Origin of the sequence: Streptomyces araujoniae (assembly GCF_050871195.1) — a bacterium.
Lineage (GTDB): Bacteria > Actinomycetota > Actinomycetes > Streptomycetales > Streptomycetaceae > Streptomyces > Streptomyces bacillaris.
Genome location: NZ_CP194070.1, coordinates 668,280 through 685,101, shown reverse-complemented (window position 1 = coordinate 685,101; position 16,822 = coordinate 668,280). Strand labels below are relative to the sequence as shown.

The 16,822-nt window shown below is 69.0% G+C and carries 9 protein-coding genes and 1 pseudogene; 3 read left to right on the top strand and 7 right to left on the bottom strand.

Annotation, left to right across the window (positions count from 1 at the left end; genetic code table 11):
* Position 1: 1 nt before the first annotated feature.
* Complete coding sequence (locus ACQ9ZG_RS02785; RefSeq protein WP_109915093.1) at positions 2 to 1,504, bottom strand: FAD-binding oxidoreductase; 1,503 nt, start codon at positions 1,502 to 1,504, stop codon at positions 2 to 4.
* A gap of 292 nt (positions 1,505 to 1,796) precedes the next feature.
* Between ACQ9ZG_RS02785 and ACQ9ZG_RS02780 the strand changes: the two genes are divergently transcribed.
* From ACQ9ZG_RS02780 to ACQ9ZG_RS02770, 3 genes and pseudogenes are all read left to right on the top strand, one after another.
* Positions 1,797 to 2,084 (top strand): transposase, encoded by a 288-nt coding sequence (locus tag ACQ9ZG_RS02780; RefSeq protein WP_181398198.1) that lies wholly within the window; start codon positions 1,797 to 1,799, stop codon positions 2,082 to 2,084.
* Between the two features lie 27 nt (positions 2,085 to 2,111).
* Positions 2,112 to 2,402 (top strand): annotated as a pseudogene (locus ACQ9ZG_RS02775) (IS3 family transposase); the annotation flags it as partial.
* A 421-nt stretch (positions 2,403 to 2,823) separates the two neighbouring features.
* Positions 2,824 to 3,180, top strand: a complete 357-nt coding sequence (locus ACQ9ZG_RS02770) for a hypothetical protein (protein WP_258312118.1) — start codon at positions 2,824 to 2,826, stop codon at positions 3,178 to 3,180.
* 283 nt (positions 3,181 to 3,463) lie between these two features.
* On the opposite strand, the gene ACQ9ZG_RS02765 is transcribed toward ACQ9ZG_RS02770, so the two are convergent.
* From ACQ9ZG_RS02765 to ACQ9ZG_RS02740, 6 genes are all read right to left on the bottom strand, one after another.
* Entirely contained in the window at positions 3,464 to 5,278 is a 1,815-nt protein-coding gene (locus ACQ9ZG_RS02765; protein ID WP_258312117.1) for an MGMT family protein, read from the bottom strand.
* Between the two features lie 255 nt (positions 5,279 to 5,533).
* Positions 5,534 to 7,408 (bottom strand): hypothetical protein, encoded by a 1,875-nt coding sequence (locus ACQ9ZG_RS02760; RefSeq protein ID WP_146225665.1) that lies wholly within the window; start codon positions 7,406 to 7,408, stop codon positions 5,534 to 5,536.
* A 232-nt stretch (positions 7,409 to 7,640) separates the two neighbouring features.
* A complete protein-coding gene (locus tag ACQ9ZG_RS02755; protein WP_109915090.1) occupies positions 7,641 to 8,921 on the bottom strand; it encodes a TIGR02679 family protein in 1,281 nt (426 codons plus the stop codon).
* On the bottom strand, positions 8,918 to 13,174 hold the full coding sequence (locus ACQ9ZG_RS02750) for a TIGR02680 family protein (protein WP_109915089.1): 4,257 nt from the start codon (positions 13,172 to 13,174) through the stop codon (positions 8,918 to 8,920). The genes ACQ9ZG_RS02755 and ACQ9ZG_RS02750 overlap by 4 nt, the downstream gene beginning before the upstream one ends.
* On the bottom strand, positions 13,171 to 14,496 hold the full coding sequence (locus ACQ9ZG_RS02745) for a TIGR02678 family protein (RefSeq protein ID WP_109915088.1): 1,326 nt from the start codon (positions 14,494 to 14,496) through the stop codon (positions 13,171 to 13,173). Before ACQ9ZG_RS02745 ends, ACQ9ZG_RS02750 begins: the two co-directional genes overlap by 4 nt.
* The gene (locus ACQ9ZG_RS02740; RefSeq protein WP_109915087.1) at positions 14,493 to 16,121 is read right to left on the bottom strand and encodes a TIGR02677 family protein; all 1,629 of its coding nucleotides are present in this window, start codon (positions 16,119 to 16,121) and stop codon (positions 14,493 to 14,495) included. Before ACQ9ZG_RS02740 ends, ACQ9ZG_RS02745 begins: the two co-directional genes overlap by 4 nt.
* Between the last annotated feature and the right edge of the window lie 701 nt (positions 16,122 to 16,822).

Here is a 16,822-nt window from a genome sequence, read left to right as displayed (position 1 = left end):
TTCAGACGGACGGAGCCTGCACGGAGAGCGAGTGCCGGAACACGTTCCGCGGGTCCCAGCGCGCCTTGACCGCCTGCAGCCGCGGGTAGGCGCCCTTGTAGTACAGCTCGGACCACGGCACCCCGGAGGTGTTCCACTCCGCGGCCGCCAGGTCGGCGTCCGGATAGTTGACGTACGCCCCGTCGGCCGATCCGCCGGGCACCGGTACGCCGCCGGTGTCCGCGTACACGTCCCGGTACAGCTCGCGGAGCCACCGCTCATGGACCGGGTCCTGCGCGGGGTCCTCCCAGGTCGTCACGTACACGACCTTGAGGACGGAGTCCCGCTGCGCCACCGCCGTCCGGTCCGCGGGGACGGTGTTGACCTTGCCGCCGTAGGCGATCAGCGCGACGACCCCCGTCGGATTGTCGTAGTCGGTGCCGGTCAAGTGGGCGTACAGGGTGCCGATCTGCCGGTCGTCGAAGCTCCGGCGCGCGTACGCCGCCTTGATCTTGGCCCGGCCGGTCATGTCGCCGTCCCCGGCGATCCCGGGCCAGCGCGTCGAGTGCAGCCACGGCAGCCGCCGGGTGTCGCTGAACGGCTGCACGCCCACACCCTCGGACACGGCCGCCAGGTACGCCTCCAGCCGCTTGTCCGCGTCCGGGCCGGTTGCGTCGAGCTGTGTGGTCATCGCGAGGGCGCCGGACTGGCTGCGGGTCAGCGCCAGCACGCTGTAGAGGTCGCACCAGGGGGAGTCGGGGCCGCTGTTCTGCTCGAACCACCTGCCATGATTGCGGACCAGCCGCGCGAAGGCCGCCTCGTCCAGCCCCTCCCAGGGCCACGCCGTGGTGTTGAGGAGCACCTCGGACGGTGGCCGCGGCAGCAGGCGGCCGGGCTCCGGCGGTACGTCCGTGTCGGCGGTGCGCAGCCAGTACCTGACGACCACGCCGAAGTTGCCGCCGCCGCCCCCGGTGTGGGCCCACCACAGATCATGGTGGGGATCGTCGGGCTCGCGCGTCGCGATCACGGTCCGCGCGTCGCCCGACTCGTCGACCACGACGACCTCGACCGCGTGCAGGTAGTCGACGATCGAGCCGTGCATCCGCGACAGCGGGCCGTAGCCCCCGCCGAGGATGTGTCCGCCCGCACCCACATCGGGGCACGCCCCGCCCGGCAGCGTCACGCCCCACACCCGGAACAGCGTCTTGTAGACCGCGCCCAGCGTGGCACCGGCCTCGACGGCGAAAGCGCCGTGCTCTTCGTCGAATCCGACCGCCGAAAGCCGCGACATGTCGATCACCACACGCACATCGGGATGCGCCACGAAGTCCTCGTAGCAGTGCCCTCCACTGCGCACCGCGACCCGCTTCCCCGCCCGTACGGCCCGGGAAAGGACGCGCTCTATTTCAGCGGCCGAACCCACCAGATGTATCTCGTCCGGCTCGCCGACGAAGCGCAGGTTCTCACCCCGTCGTAGGTCCCCGTACCTGATATCGCCGGGAGTCACGGGATTGATTTGCTTCACGCTGCTTCTCCTGCTTTCCGTAAACGGACGTCAAATCGTCCTGTTGCGGTCGGATACTAATCCACCGGTCCTGCAGGGTAATTGGCGCGATCCGGGGAGAGCGGAAGCAGCGCGACGTGCCGAGGCAAGGTTTCGGCCGGATGACCGGATGGTCGGGATCAGCCTTCCGGTCCGTCGGGACTTCAGACGTGGACGACGTCACGGGACGGGGACAGCGTCGACCAGCAACCGCCGCCCAGCGCGGTCGGCTCGCAGGAGACCGGTGAGGGGTAGTCGACCGGCACGAAGCCGTGTGCAGCCGTGGTCCACGGCCGAGTTCAAGCGGGATGCCGTCGCGCTGGCGCTGTCGTCGGACAAGACGGTCACTGAGGTCGCCCGGGACCTGGGGGTGAGCCCGGAGGGTCTGCGTGGCTGGGCAAAGCAGGCCAAGGTCGATCGGGGCGAGGGGCTTGCCGGGGCTCTGACCAGCGCCGAGCGGGAAGAACTCGCCCAGCTGCGGCGCAAGGTCCGCGAGCTGGATAAGACGGTCGACATCCTGGGAATCGCGACCGCCTTCTTCGAGCAAGACAAAATGAGGTAGACACCGCCGCGCGGTGCCGCTTCATCGATGCGGAGGAGGCATTGGACGGCAATTTTGCAGGTCACAGCGTGGCACTGCTGTGCCGGGCACTGGGAGTGCCACGCTCTGCCTACTACGCGCACCAGGCGGCCGCCTCCGCGCGCCGGGCCGCCTTGGCGCGCGGAGGAACGCCTGGTCGACGAGATCCGAGTGCTCCACGCCGGATCGCGCGGCGCCTACGGCGCCCCGCGGATCCACGCCGCCCTGCGGCGGGCTGGGCGGGCGGTGAATGTGAAGAAGGTCGACCGGCTGATGCGCAAGCACCGGATCGTCGGGATCACCCGCCGCATGCGTCGGGGCCTGACCCGGCAGGCGAAGCGGGCGGTGTTCGCCGCCAACTTGATCGGCCGGGACTTCACCACACCTCGCCCCGGGATGCGGCTGGTTCGTGACATGGCCGAACTCATCACGCTGGAAGGAAAGTTGTATCTGGCGACCTGCATCGATCTCGCGACGCGGGAGGTGATCGGCTGGGCCAGTCGTCCGGGACGGCGGGCCAGGAACCGAGGAGCGCGTCGGCAGTGGTCAGGCCAAGATGCACCGTGGTTCCGGTCGTCGACGCCCTCAACAGGATCTCCGCCTTCGCTACCGTCCCTGTCAGCATCCACGACCGCCGGGAACGGCGTGTGGGCTACTACCCCCGCGCACGCACCTCGCCGCCCTCCGGGTACTGGTCACCGCGCATGCCCAGGGCGGCGACGTGGGGGCTTCACTCGACGACCCCAGCTGTCGCCTCTTCGTGGAGCCGTACGACTCCGACGGCTTCTACCTGACGATCGAAGCGCCGGAGCCAGGCGACGACGAGACTTCATGGGAGATCGAGGTCGACCGATGGGTGCCGGACGACCCCGAGGAGGAGCCAGGGGACCACACCAACGCGACAGGGCAGGACATGGTCGGCTGTTCCCTTCCGGTCGCGCCGACCGCCGAGGAGATCGCTCATCTGTTGAAGTCCGTGGACGAGAAGCCGCTGCTGCTCGCCGAGTGGGCTGAGTCGCGCGTGGGAGCGGTACTCGCAGGGACGGCGATGGTGGTGACCGAACGCTACGTCTCGTGATCGGGTCGGCAAGGAAGGCGTGATGCTGACGTGGTGGGGACTGGGCACGGCTCGCCACACATGCCGAGTGGATGCTTCAGCCGTGGTGGTCACCTCGCGAGGTGACCACCACGGCTGGGCAGGCGTGCGTTGGGATCCGGATAGGCTGGGGGTTGCCTTAACGGAGTTTGGTGGAGTCGAGGGTTACCAACTTAGACAACTGCGGCGCATGCGCCGAGCGCTTAATGGCTCACCCGTTCGGTGCCGTGTCGTACGCGCGGTGTTCCCCAGCGGCGGTCGCTTCTCAGGCGTCGAGTAGTTGCCGGAGGGCGTCCGGGCCGAGGCGCTTGTCCGCATCGGCGACAGCCCCGTTGAAGCGGACGCCTTCGGTTCCGAGGATTTCTGCGGGGGTGTCCGTTCGGGTATGGTCCGCCCACTGGAAGCCGTTGCTGACGCGTCCTGCTGCGTTCAATACACGCCAGGGGCTGGGACATTGGCCGCAGGTACTCAGGTGTCTTCCGACCGGAACGGCGTGGCTGCCGATCACTGCTGCCACGTCGCCGTAGGTGGTCCATCGTCCGGCAGGGACTTGGCCCAGCAGGGTGTGCAGCTCCGTCCAGTCTTTGCGGGTGCCGTTGAGTTGCTTGGCCAGCCCGGAGAGGTTGAGTCCTGCCAGGGTTGCCCATTCTTCGCTGTCGACATCGCTGGGAACCTGACTTGTGTCGACGTCCCACCATGTTGTGCCCTGTATGCCGTCGGCGGTGCGGCTCGTCACGCTCGTGAAGATGTGGTTGGCCAGGCCGGTGGGGGAGTAGGACGCGCCGTCGGCATCCCAGACCAGTGGCTGGGCAGTGTTGTTGGTCCAGACTGCGGTTGCTCTGCTGATGTCCTCTTCTACCCACGCGTTGATGGCATTACGGATGGCTTCCGTTGTGCCATGGCGCGGTGTCATGAGCAGTTTGGTGCCTTCGGGCAGCAGGCCCGCAGCGACGAGTACGTGGACGGCGTTGCGTGAGCGTGCGCGTTCCTGCAGCTTCTTGGCTGCCGCCTCGCCTTCGACTCGGGCAGGTGCGAGCGTGAACTCCTCCACTTCCGGGGTCGGATAGACCTTGGTGAAGCCGGCGACGACGTGACCCTCCACCTTCCACAGCCCCACCTGAATGAGGTCGATGTCGAGGCTCATTTCCGACAGCCAGACCACGGAGTGGGTGACCTGCTTGGGGAAGTCAGCGGCGATGATCACCTGTCGGGGGCGCTGGAGCAGCTCCGGGCTCCACTCCCCGTCCACATGATCGAGCAGGCGCTGCCTGCATGCATCGAGGTCGAGGTTCTGTCCCCTGCGCGACAGGAAGTCGCGGTGCGCTTGGGCCAGGGTGCTGAGGTCGAACCGGGACACCAGGGCGGCGTAGGTGATCGCCTGGAGGTGCACGTCCCGATCAGCCGTTCCGCGCTTCAGCTCGACCACGACGAGGCGCCCTGTTGCGTCCAGTCCCAGGACGTCCAGCCGGTCGCGCGCCAGCACGCCGTCTGTGTCGGCCCACCGGTCGTACTCCGCGGTAACGACGAGCACCGACTCCCCGAGCACCTGCGGGTGGGCGATCACCCACTCCTGCAAGTGCTGCCTCTCAAGGAGGCCTTCCGCAGCCAACCCGGTGCGCGCGATCGGTGTGGCCGCCTCGCCCATGACGGTGAAGAGGTGATCCACGATGGCCTCCTGGTGCAACCGGCAGCGCGACGCTCGACGTTCAGAGCTTACGTGGGCCGAAACCGGCGGGCCGGCCTTGACGGTCTTCCCGCGGCCCCGGTGCTTGCGGAACGTGCTCCACCAGCGGTTGTCGCGGCTGATCTTCCAGGCGGTTCGCTCGGTCATCGGCTCACCGGCCGCGCGGGCCTCGTCGGCCAGGAAACGGTGGCCGAACTCCGGGTCGTCGCGATGCGCGTCGAACAGGGCGTTCGCCCTGTACGCCGCGGCGAGTTCGGTGTCGGTGACCGGTGCGGCCAGCCACCGGTAGTAGGGCTGGCGGGCCATCTTGAGTACCCAGCACGTCACCGCCGCTGGCACCCTGTGAGGGGCAGCGGCCAGTTCGCGGACGAGCGAGTACTCATTTTGCTTGGGCACTGCAACATCCTTCCGGGTCGCCGCTTAGCAAGCCAGGTCAAGGTGTCACCCGATCATGCAACAGTCGCTTCTTCCTGTTCAGAGCGTCGGGTTGTCGCGGGCGCGGGTGGTTTCGAAGGGGCCTGGGAAGCGGGTTGGCTCCCCGATGGCTCCCAGGGATCGAACCGCCCGCACCCTGCCATTGACGCCTCTCCGTACGTGGCGCGGCGATCGGGTGTAGGTCCACGAGGCTGAGGCTGATCGACACGGAGGCCGTCAGCGTCCTGGCGGAGGTGCCGGCCACGCTACTCCGTCGACCGCCGCGCCGAGGAGGTCGCCCAGCCGATGCCAGGCGCCCGGGCCGGCGTGCGACATGGGGCTTGCTGCGAACCGCTGCCAAGCCGCATCACTGTCGCCGAGCACCTCGGAGACGTAGGCCGCGACTGCAGGATGAGTGGTGTCGTAGCGCGGGCCGCGTGCTTTGACTGCTGACCAGGCAGGCAGGAGGCGGAGCAGCTCTGGAGGGCACTCGGGCCGGGCCAGCATGATCTCGGCCCAGCTTCCGCGCAGTTCGGGTCCGCCGCCCAGGCGCCTGCGCAGGTGCAGGGTGAGGTCGAGCAGAGTCTGCTCCGGGGCGGAGTGGCGGGCCAGTACGTCGTCGAAGGTGAGGGACTTTCGGTAGGGGCGGGCGGCGAAGGAGAGGAGGGCCTCCTCGACGAGCGCGTCGTTCCCCGCGTGTCGGTCCAGGTACGCGACGAGAACAGCCTCGTCGGCGTCGGCGAGCTGTCTGAACCGGATGCTTTGAGGGTCGCCGAGGGAGGCCGTGCGTCGGCCCGGCAGGGCAGGGACGGGATCCGTGACGAGCGGCAGGATGGTGGCCATCAGCTTCTCGGCCCGTTGGTTCTCTTCCCACGCGGAATGGCTGGAGGGGTGGCCGTATGTGCTGGATCGGGTAGCCAGGGACCGCTTGGTGTCCTCAACTACAAGACGCGCCCTCTGCCGCGTCTCCTCCGTGACTTCGGGGAGATGGACGAGGAGGGCGTGCAACCAGCCGAGGTCGCGCACGACCCGATAGCGCGAGGCGGGTTCCGGTTCCCAGAGGGTCAGAGCGGAAAGGCAGATCGATGCGAACCGCGTGGCGAGGGCGGCGACGAGCTCCTGGGACGCCAGCCATTCTCGGGGTCGGCCGTAACGCCGGGCCTCGCCGGGGTTGAGGAGGAACCGCCAGGTCTGGCTTCCTGCCCGCTCCACCCAGCCGACGGCGAGGCGGCAGAGAACGGTCTGGATGGACTCGGACTGCATCTCCTCGTCGAGGAATCGTTCCACGTAGTCGCGCTCCTCCTGGGACGCGGCCGCCAACGCGTCGGCGTAGCGCTCCCGAGCCTGCGTGGGCGTCAGCCCGTCCCTGCAGGACCGGGAAACCCGGGTGACGAGAACCGCACGCTCGAAGGACTCCAGGTCGTGTGCCGCGACTTCCTCCAACAAGGCTGGTTCTACGTGCCAAGGTATGGATCCGAGCAGGTGCTCACGCACCACGCGATCGGCGGCGGGGTGCGTTGCGGACCATTCCAGCAGGCGGCGGTGATGCTCGGTCTGGGCCCGGAGGACGCCGTCCCACATGCTTTCCCATGCGTCGGTTGCAGCACGGTGGCGATCCATCCACGTATCGACGTCTTCTTCGCCGTCATGCCTGTCCGGCCCGATCGGGAGGCAGTCGAGGGCTGCGACGAACACGTCCTCGTGCAGGCCGTGTTCACCAAGAACGACCTGGGCGGGCGTCGGATCCTTTAGCAGCTCGGGGGCGATGGGCAGGCGCGATGTCGACCGTCGGCGGAGCTCAGTGACGACGGCGTGGATGAGCGCTGCGCCACCCTCTCTCCGGCCAAGGGCACCGAGTCGCGCCTCAGGGCACTTCTGCAGGACCTGCGCCCTGTATGCCTCCGGGCAGGCTTGGTGCGACAGAGCGACGCGGGACAGGTCCATGCGCTCGGTCGTCACGTGCGGGCGCGGTTCGCGACTGAGATCGCTCTCCACTGCCATGGCCAACAGCCACTCGGGCGCGGACTTTGCGAGCGGTCCTGTAAGCAGGGACATGGCCAGGCCGTCCCGATCCGTGCCCGGGGGCGCCGCGCGAATCGCCTCGACAGCCATGCGGGTAGGCGGGGAATCGTCGGACGCCCGCGCGATGACCGTACGCAGGAAGTCGTGAGGAAGAGACAGGTGTGGTTCCGCCGCGGCCATCGGACTCCAATCGTCGGCACCGCCCCGCGACGTGATCCTCTGGTCAGCGCCACCCGGGCACGGTGTCGTATCAGGTGTGAGCGTCATTGATGCCGAAAGGGACTGACAATCCAGTTGAGTTCGGCATGATGCTGACGTCGCTCTACACCTGGCATGACAGGTCTGCCACCAACAGATCGAGGGTGGCCTCCTCGTGGAGTGCGACTCCGAGGGCGGTCATGGCGGGGGCGAGGTCTGGGTCCCAGTCTGCGTCGACCGGCCCACCGTCGAGAGCCAGTTGAGGGATGGCCTCGGATTGACTGCGAGCGGCCAGGCGCTCGTAGTCCGCAGTGTCCATGCGCCACGGCAGGGCTTCGTAGCGGCGGATCACCCGGTTGGCCAGCGCGATCCCCGGCCAGTCGAAGTCGCCGTGGTACGCGAAGCGGCAACCCGTGGCGGCGAGGGCGTCGAGAAGCGTGAAGACCACGGTGGCGGCACTGCCGGAGGTGCACACGATGGGCCGGACGCAGGCGGCGTCCGCCGCGGCTTCCACAACACGCGGATTCTCACAGATGTGGATGAGCGTTGCGGCGGGGAGCTGCAGCCGGAAGTCACGGAGGTCGCGTGGTGTGACATGAACTTCGCAGTGATGGTCGGCACGCTCCCGCAGAGCACGCTCCCGCCAGCCCTCACCGACGGGGCGCAGCCCGTAGGTGAGGACCGTGCTGGAGACCTCGTCCGGCGTGACGGACACCAGCCGCCACAGAGCGCGTCGGCCGGCGGCGTCGTCGGGGAACTCGGTGCCATGGGCGAGGGCGACGCCGCGTTGGACGACGCGTGCGAGCCAGGTGCCGTCGTCAAGGCCGTGGGCGGAGCCGGTCGTCATGGCTGCGAGTTCTCCTCGGCCGCGTGTGCCGTTGCGTTCAGCCCCTTCGGGGCCGAGGAGAGCGGTGAGGACTTGGACCGCCTGCTGGAGTGTCCATATCGCCGCTTCAGGTGTCACTCCTTTCGGAACACCGGTACGGCGCAGCAGGTCGTACCACTGCTGAGGCCATTCCTGGTCAGCGAGCGGGGAGGCGTCCAGTGACGAAGAAAGGGACGACCACACCCGCTCCCGCCGCGCCGCCACGTCCGCGCGGGCGGCACGGCGGTCGGTGAGCGGCGGTCCGAGTTCTTCCAGAGTCCGTCTGAGTCCGAGTCCGGCGGCTGAAGCGCGTAGCCGTGCGTCGAGCACGTCGAGCCGTATGGTCGCAGCGGCACCTGTGAGGGGTTTGCCCAGTAGGAGGGACAGATCGTTGCGTTCCTGGGCGTTCATTGCGGTCAGCCGGAGCGAACCCGTGGCCTGTACGCCGTTGCTCTCCAGGCGTTTACGTGCCCCCTGCCAGAGCCGGGCGAGTCCGGGTCCCTTCAGCCAGTCGCGCGTTGCGGCGGGCAGCCCGCTCATACGGACACCAGACGCCGGTGCCGACCGTTCCAGGTGTAGTGCAGGGTGGCCACCCCGCGTACGTGGGGATCACGAAGGCACTCGTAGATGTGCAGGGACGGAACCTCGGGCCAGTTGCCCATGAGCCGCTCGCTGGTGAGGACGAAGTCGAGATCGAGGTCGACGAGGATACGGCCCAGTCGGCCGTGGGTGGGTTCATCGACCTTGGCGAAGGCGTCGTCCAGGAGGATCAGGCGTGGTACGTGAGGTGCCGATTCGGCGAGGCTGCTGAAGTGGGCGGCTGCTGCGGCGAAGAGCACGAGGTAGGAAAGCACGCGTTGTTCGCCCTGGCTGAGCCCCGTCCGGCCGGTCAGTTTCCTACGGCGGCCCGGGGCCGCGTCCTCGACCACGAAAGTGTGGAAGCGGAACCAGTCGCGGTAGTCCAGCGCGGTCCGCAGATGGGCGGCGTAACCGGCCGATGGGTCGGCACGGCGGGCGTCCTCGATCCGGCGTTGCAGCACCTCGCGCAGCTGCTCGGTCTGCTCGCGCGTCCTGAGGCTCGACGGACTGCGCAGCAGCTCGACGGCCGCGCGTACATCCGCGTCCACATCCTCGTCCAGCTTCCACAGCAGCTCGACGCCGAGGCCGTGGGAGGTGCGCACGGTCCGCAAGGTGTCGTTGAGAGCCGCGACCAGGTTCGCAGCGGTGATGACCTGCGCCGAGAGGTGGTCGCCTAGCTCGCCGGTCAGGAACCGCTGGAAGACCTCACGTTCGCGCTCGGTGAGCCGCCCTCGGGCCTCCGTGGCCTGAACCGCGATCCGCTCGCCCACAGCCGCGACGTCATGAGACCCGTGGTCGTCGACCAGCCGGCACACTTTGATCCCGTCGCGCTCCTCCAGCTGCGCGTCGAACCCACCGGCCAGTTGATCGCGAAGATCGGTGTGACGGTTGAGCAGGGTGCTGTCCGACACCTCGCCCTTCGGGCGGCCGAGGGCTTGCTCCACGGCGTCGGCGAGGGCCCGCAGCGCTCGCAGACGGCTGCGTACGTCCGCGCCGGGATCGTCCGACACGTACTCGGGCAGCGAGGACCGGTCGAGGCCGGCGCCGAGCACCACCTCCGGTCGGCCGAGAGCAGTGCGAAGAGCGCTGCCGGCGTCGATGACCGTCGTTTCCTGGTCCGCCAGGGTTCCGCGCAGGCGCTTCTCGTCCTCTTCCGCGCGCACGCGCTGGTCGTGGAGGTCGTCGCGGGCCTTCTGCGCCCCGGGCAGGGCGCGGTCGGCGTTCGCGATGCGCTGTTTGGCCTCCTGCTCGCGGGTGAGGATCTCCTCCTCGGACGATCCGATGGCCTCTTCGCGGGTACGCAGGTCCTGCTCAGCGGTGCGCAGTCCGGCGAGGTGGAGCCGGTAGCTCTCGTCCGCGGCCTGGCGATCCCCTTGGGCTCGTCCGTACCGGTCGGCATCGGCCTGGTTGGTACCGAGCCGCCCACCAGTGCCGCTGACGGCCCTGCGCAGATGCCCGATACCGCCGAGCAGGCCGGTGAGTGCGGTGCGCACCCTGTCTAGGGCGGCCGGGTCGCGGGGCAGGTCGTGGGCGGTCGCAGTGGAATCCGCCTCGGTCCGCGCCGATACCGCGAGAGCGCGTGTCTCCTCGGCCAGCCGCGCCGCGCGGGTCGCCTTGGCGGTCAGGCCGCGCAGGGTCCGTTCTGCTGACTCGGTTCTGCTCCATGCGTCCGCGAGGTTCCGTGCCCTGGGGAAATCCCGTTCTGCGAGCGTGAGAGCCCGACGCGTGGCATCGGCTACGGCGAGCGCTCCGCGAACGTCGGCCAGCCGCTGTTCCGTCTGCGTGGTTCGCTCCTCCAACTCGGCGAGGATGCGACGCCGAGTCTCGGCCCGTACGGCGGCCCCCACGTACTCGGTGTCGCCCTTGTCGTAGCGACCGTTGAGTACGCCCAGACGCCAACTGCCGTCGAAAAAAACCGCATTGTGTGCGGAAGTCTCTTGTGCCGATGCGAGTGCAATGCTGGCCAGCAGACCCTCAACCTGCTCGGTTGTGATGCCGCAATCCGGTTCAGGGGCTGGGCGCAAGGCCGAGGCGAGAGTCGGTCCGTCGGACAGCACGGGGCCCTGCTGGAGAAGGGTGTCCCGGATGCGTGAATCGAGCAGGACGCCGTCCGTACTCACCCACGCGTCCAGGATGCCACTCGCCTCCAGCGCCCCTTCCAGACCAGCTCGGTCGGCAGGCGCCAGCTCGTCCACGAAGTCCACGAGCCGGTAGAAAGGAGCTCCACTGCCCGGCTTCCTCGCGGCGGCACGATGGTGTGGGGCCGGCGGCTCGGGGTCGGTACGTCGTTCCCAGTCCCGCTTCTGCTCCGCCAGACGGTCGAGTTCCTCGCCGAGTCGGCCGACGTCGAGCGCCAATGTGTCCCGGCGTCCGGTGAGTTCCTCGCCGTACGGCTCCAACGCGGCCTGAGCGGTCCGCCACGCCTGGCTGTCGATGTCGGGCGGCAGTGTGCGGTCTACGAACGGCGCGTCAGTAGAGGTCTCGTGGCCGACAGTGGCGTGGACGGCGTCCAGCGACGGCAGGTCGGGACCCAGTGCAGTCCGAGTGCGCACCGCCCACTCGGCGACTTGACGGGAGTAGGCCCCGCTCTCCTCGGCGACCTTCTGACGGCTGCCGTCGAGGTGGCCGGCGGCCTCTTCCGCCTCGTCCTCCAGCCGTTCCCGCTCGGCATCGGCCTGAGCTGCCGCGCCCCGGGCCTCGTCCGCCCGTGCGATGAGGCGGGTCACCTCCTGAACCATCCGGGCCCGATTTCTCGCGACCGTCTCGGCGGCCTGCAACTGGTTCTGCCAGGACCGCAGCCCTTCCTGAGCCGTGACCGTGTCCACGCGCGCCGCCGACCGGTGCCGCACGGCGCGCGTCTCCCCGTCCGGAGTCGTCAACGCGGTTTCGGTGGCCTGGGCGAGAACCGTTCGCGGCAGGGCCACCGCCTCGCCGAGATGGCCGGTGGGAAGCCCGGCCTTTTCCGCCTGCGCCAGCAGCTCCCGATGTTCGCTTCCCAGCTCGGCCAGCCGGCTTCCGAGGTGTTCGACGCCTTCGGCCAGTCGCTCGGCCGAGCCCTCCTCCGTATCGTGCGCGTTGCTCAAGGTCGTGAACGCAGCCGCGGCGGCGGTGTGCAGCGCCTCCACCGTGCTGCGGCGCTCCGATAGTTCGCGCAGGCTGCGGTAGGCGTGACTGGCGTGCAGGGCGGCCAGGTCGGTCCGGGCGTTCTGCTCTTCGTCGCGCAGGGTCTCCAGTCGGCCCTCCGACTCCTCCTCCTGCATCCTCAGGTCGCTCGTCCGCTGAGCGGCGTCTCCGGCCGCCCGGCGCCGCTGTGCGAGGACGCCCAGCTCATGGCTCACTTTCTGGGCGGAAGTGCGCAGGACCCCGGCCAGGTAGCCACGGTAACTGGTGAGAAATGTGCGCAAGGCCGCGTCGGTGCGTTCCAGGCGGCCGAGTTCGTCCCGTACGGCGTCGAGGTCGTGGAGGTTGCGCGCTACCTTCTCGACCACGTCCTCGTCGAGCCCTGGCAGGGTCTCGCTCAGCAGGGAGACCAGGCCCCCGTGTTCGATCCGGTCGCCGACCGTCGGGCGCCGCAGCCGATGGAGGAGCTGTGTGAGGTTGCGGTAGCGCGTCGCGTCGGTGATGCCGAACAGTTCCCGGGCCACTCGTGAGCGGTGCTGGACCGCACGGTCGGTCGCGTTGTCGGAGCCGACGATCTCCTTGAGCCTGTCGACCGGTAGCGGTTTGCCCGCCTCGACCAGATGCAGGTCCTCACCGATCCGCAGCGGGGTGACGAAGAATGTCGGCAGCGCCTTCTGCGTCGACTTCGAGGCGCGGATGGCGGCGCCGAGCGTCAGGTGGTGGTGACCGCCGTCCTCGGCTGTGCCCCGGAACTCCACCCACAGATACCCGAGACGGTTGGTCTGCTCGAACCCGTCCAGCATCAGCCACGCGAGCGTGGTGCGACCGGTGCCTGTCGCGTCCAGTGCCCGGGAGTCGCCGTCCAGAAGGTACGGAAGCAGCATCTCCAGGGCCTTGGACTTGCCCGCACCGTTCTTGCCACGCAGCAGCAGCCGTCCGTCGCCGAAGGAGAACTCCTGCTCGTCGTACTGCCAGACGTTCTGGATGCCCGCCCGGTGCAGCCGGAAGCGGGTGCCGCCGTCTCTTGTGGGGCCGACGGTTGTCGCAGCTCCGGAACGCGGCAGCGGAACGAGGCCACGCGCGTCGGTGGTCATAACGGCAACTCCTCCTGAACGGCTGTGTCCTTGCCGACTGAGGTGGCCGGGCGCACGGTGATTTGGGTGGCGTAGCGGGCTGCTGCTGCCAGCAGCACCCAGCCTTCGCCGCTGGGCCGCGCGCCACGGACATCGGTCACCGTGCGTCCTTCGAGAGCCTCGTCGACGTATCCCTCCGGCAGCCCTTCGCCCTCGGCGCGCAGCCGGCCCGCGCGGGCCATCAGCCGCATGCGGACCAACAGGTCCAGTACGGCCTCTCGCAAGGAGGGGAGGTCCTCCAGGTAGCCGCGCTGCCAGTTGCTGCGCTGCCCGTACTCGGCGACCAGCCCGGCGAGCACCTCGTCCACCAAGCCGTCCGGGGCAGCCACTCCGATGACGAGCGTCCCGCCGGTAGCCGGATGCCCCGGTTCCTGCGGCCGAAGCCGCTCCACGAGCCGTTCCGCCAGCAGCAGCGCGGCCTGTGCGATGGTCCCGGTGCCCGGCAGGTGCAGATCAGTGAGCTCTTCCTCGGGGTCTGCCAGCGCCACGCCCTCCGCACGGATCTCCATCTCCAGGCCCAGGAGTTCGGAGAAAGCCTGGGCTTCTCGGCGCTGCCGGGTGCGCAGCCAGTCACGCTCGGAGTCGGTCAGCTCGTCGAGGTGAACGACAGGCGTCTCGACGAGCATCCGGCGCACGTAGGTGCGTGGTCCGCCGAAGCCCGGGTCCGCTGCCCGCCGGACCAGGTCGGCGCCGTCCCGTGCCTGGGAGAGCGGGCCGGCGACGACCACGCGCGCCAGCTCCCGGTCTATCGTGATCAGGGCTTCTCCGCTCGTCTCCTGCGCGAGTGCGGCCACCTGGCCCTCGGTCTCGATGAGCACGCCCCAGTCGACGAGCTGGCGCAGTGCCGCGACCAGGGTCCGCTTCCCAGCCGCCCGGCCCGTTCCCTCCAGCTCGATCCCGGCGTCGGCCGAGGCGGCCCTGATGTCGGCGACCAAGTGGGACAGCAGCATCTGCTCGGGCGCGGTCACCAGCACGGACAGGGCCAGCGCGAGGCAGGCGTACGTGTGTGGGGTGAACGGGGTGCCGGTGGAGCGCTCCAGCCGATGACCCGAACCCGCCCCCAGCCCCGCCTTGAACAGCCGGGCGTAGGAGCTGTCGACCAGCAGGCGGTAGCCAAGCACCTGCTGGAACCGTTTGCCCAGCCAGTCGGCGTGCCGGCGGATCAGCGGGAAGAGGTCGGCGTGGGGGCCGTCCGACGCGACCAGCGGGTGAGCGAGCAGCAAGCGGGCGGCGGTGCGGCGCTCGGCTGCCAGGGCTACGTCGTGAGTCGAGGGGAGGGTCATGACACGCTCGCCTCCGCTTCGCCGTCGACCGCGGCGGAGGTGCGGCCGATGTCCAGCTCCAGGTCGTCGAGCAGCAGGTCGCCGTCGGCCGAGTACAGCATCGTTCGCGTGCCTGCCGTCCGGCGCACGGTGAGGCGGATACGCAGTTCGGCGTCTTCACTGCTGGCCGAGTCGAGGTCGAACCCCGCCGTCCTCTCCCCGCCCGTGCTGACGGACCTGCTCAGCTGTGCGTTTCCGAGCGCTGTGGCCAGCAGCTCCAGGAGCAGCCCGAGCGCCGCCGAGGTGAGTCGTACGTCGGCGAACCGGCCGGACGCACTGCGCAGTTCGTCGGCTGCCGCTGCTCTGGCCGCTGCCCGCTGACGGGCTGCCTCCCTAAGCAGCCGCTTCTGCGCGGAGTGGTCCTCTACCGCTGAGGCCCGGCCCCGTGGGGCGCGGCTGCCTCTTTCACGCAGGGCCACCGGTACCTCGACCACGGGACCGGTCCACCAGCTTGTGTAGGCGGGCACCACCTCGTCGGTGGCCGGAGGTATGCCCAGATGGCGGGCGCCATACAGCCCGAAGGCGGCGACGGCGATGTCGTGTGCGTCCTGCGGCGCCGCTTCGTCGAACCAGCGGGCCAGCCGCAGCAGATCCTTGCGCCGGGACATCCCCCCGGTGGCCGACCGCAGCATTCGCTTGGCGTTGGCGAGCAGCGACTGCAACGCGCGCAGAGTGGCATCGCGTAGCTGGTCGACCTGGCTGCCCTGGCCGTCGGTGTTGCTGAACCAGCCGCGCAGGCCCTCCCAGTCCGCGAATTCGCGGCCCCGGCTGCGCTGGATCCGGACGTCCGGTCGGCTTTCGCCCTGCGCCTGCGTCGAGAGCCCGGTGAGCCCCTGGGCGTGGGAGTCCAGCCGGCCCAGCAGAGCCGGGATGTGCGGCCACAGGGTGTCCAACGCCGCCGAGATCCGAGGCGCTCGGAACGCCACGTCCTCCGTGATCGCCTCGACGTAGTCCAGGAGCAGCTCCTTGAAGCCCTGGTACTCGGCGCTGTCCAGGTCGTAGCGGGACAGCACCTGGCCGAGGTAGGCGTAGAAGTCGCGTATGGAGTCCGCGAATTCGCTGAACTGCACGAACAGCGTGCTGATCCGCTCAAGTCCGTCCTGCGGCTCGACGCCGCCCGGCGCGGTCACGAGGTCGGCCAGCTCCCGTAGTCCGCGCTCGACCAGGGCCAGCAGTTCGTTGCTCACCTCGCGGGCGGCGTCGGCCTCGGCCAGGACCCCGTCGGCGTCCCGCTGGATACGTTCGCCCAGTTTCGACAGCTGGTAGCGCGAGCGGGAACGCTGGTACTCGCTGATGCTGGACGCGTTCACCGTGTGGCTGCTGCGCAGCAGGTTTCCCCAGGCGACCAGCTGTTCCAGCCGGACTGTGAGGGTGTCGGCGTCGAGCCCCGCGGCGAAAGTTCCGACCTGGCGCAGTTTCACCATGATGTCCGGGACGGCGAGATCCGCCAGCAGCGTTCCACAGAAGACCCGCATGATCGCGACGTGCTCCAGCCGCTCGGGCGCGCTGAGGTACGTGTACGCGTTCAGCCGCCGCCGTGCCTCGTCGTCGGAGTCCTGGCCCGGACCGGATTCTGATGCCCCCATGCCGGTGAGGTTACGCGGAGCAGCCGGAGGCCGTCGTTGAGTGGCCGAAAATGCCGCGGACGTGTGCCAGGCTCGATTGTTGCGGAGTCCGGCTGTATCAACTGGATGTGACGGGCAACCCGCCCCCAGCCAGCTCTCTCACGAGCTGGTAGATCCATTTCCGGCAGATGCGCTTGCGATAGATAGGCCGCAGTCCCCCGCAGGATCTCGTTCTCCTGCTCCTGCAGTTTGATCCGCCGCCGTGCTTCCTGAAGTTCCGCATTCTCCTGACTGGCCGTTCCGGGCTTGGTCCCGTCGTCGATGTCCATCCGACGCATCCACTTCCAAAGCGTCATCGGGTGGACTCCAAAGGCGGTGGACACCCGTTCGACCGTCAGGCCCGCGCCGCGGTTCCTTGCGACCCGCACGACGTCTTGGCGGAACTCCTCCGGATGAGGCTTGGGCACAGCGAAATCCGCCCCACAAGGCAAACCAGTTCGGATGTCACCCGATTCGTGTGGCAGACCCGCTGAATATCTGCTTGCGAAGCGCGGGGTATGCGCTACCCTTCGGGCAGGAATGGAGCCTGGGACGGTACCTGGGCCACCTCCGATCGTCTTGAGGTACGGAGCGTCGGAAAGCGCCCTCGCCACCACCTCCTAACCGTTTCCTGCCCATCTGTTCTGTCCGGCCGTCGTGTGCCGGACGGCCGAAAGGCGTTC

Bases quoted from the DNA above. Each gene is read 5' to 3' on its own strand.
- ACQ9ZG_RS02740 (WP_109915087.1), bottom strand. From the start codon at position 16,121: ATGGGGGCATCAGAATCCGGTCCGGGCCAGGACTCCGACGACGAGGCA.
- ACQ9ZG_RS02760 (WP_146225665.1), bottom strand. From the start codon at position 7,408: ATGGCTGTCGAGGCGATTCGCGCGGCGCCCCCGGGCACGGATCGGGAC.
- ACQ9ZG_RS02755 (WP_109915090.1), bottom strand. From the start codon at position 8,921: ATGAGCGGGCTGCCCGCCGCAACGCGCGACTGGCTGAAGGGACCCGGA.
- ACQ9ZG_RS02750 (WP_109915089.1), bottom strand. From the start codon at position 13,174: ATGACCACCGACGCGCGTGGCCTCGTTCCGCTGCCGCGTTCCGGAGCT.
- ACQ9ZG_RS02745 (WP_109915088.1), bottom strand. From the start codon at position 14,496: ATGACCCTCCCCTCGACTCACGACGTAGCCCTGGCAGCCGAGCGCCGC.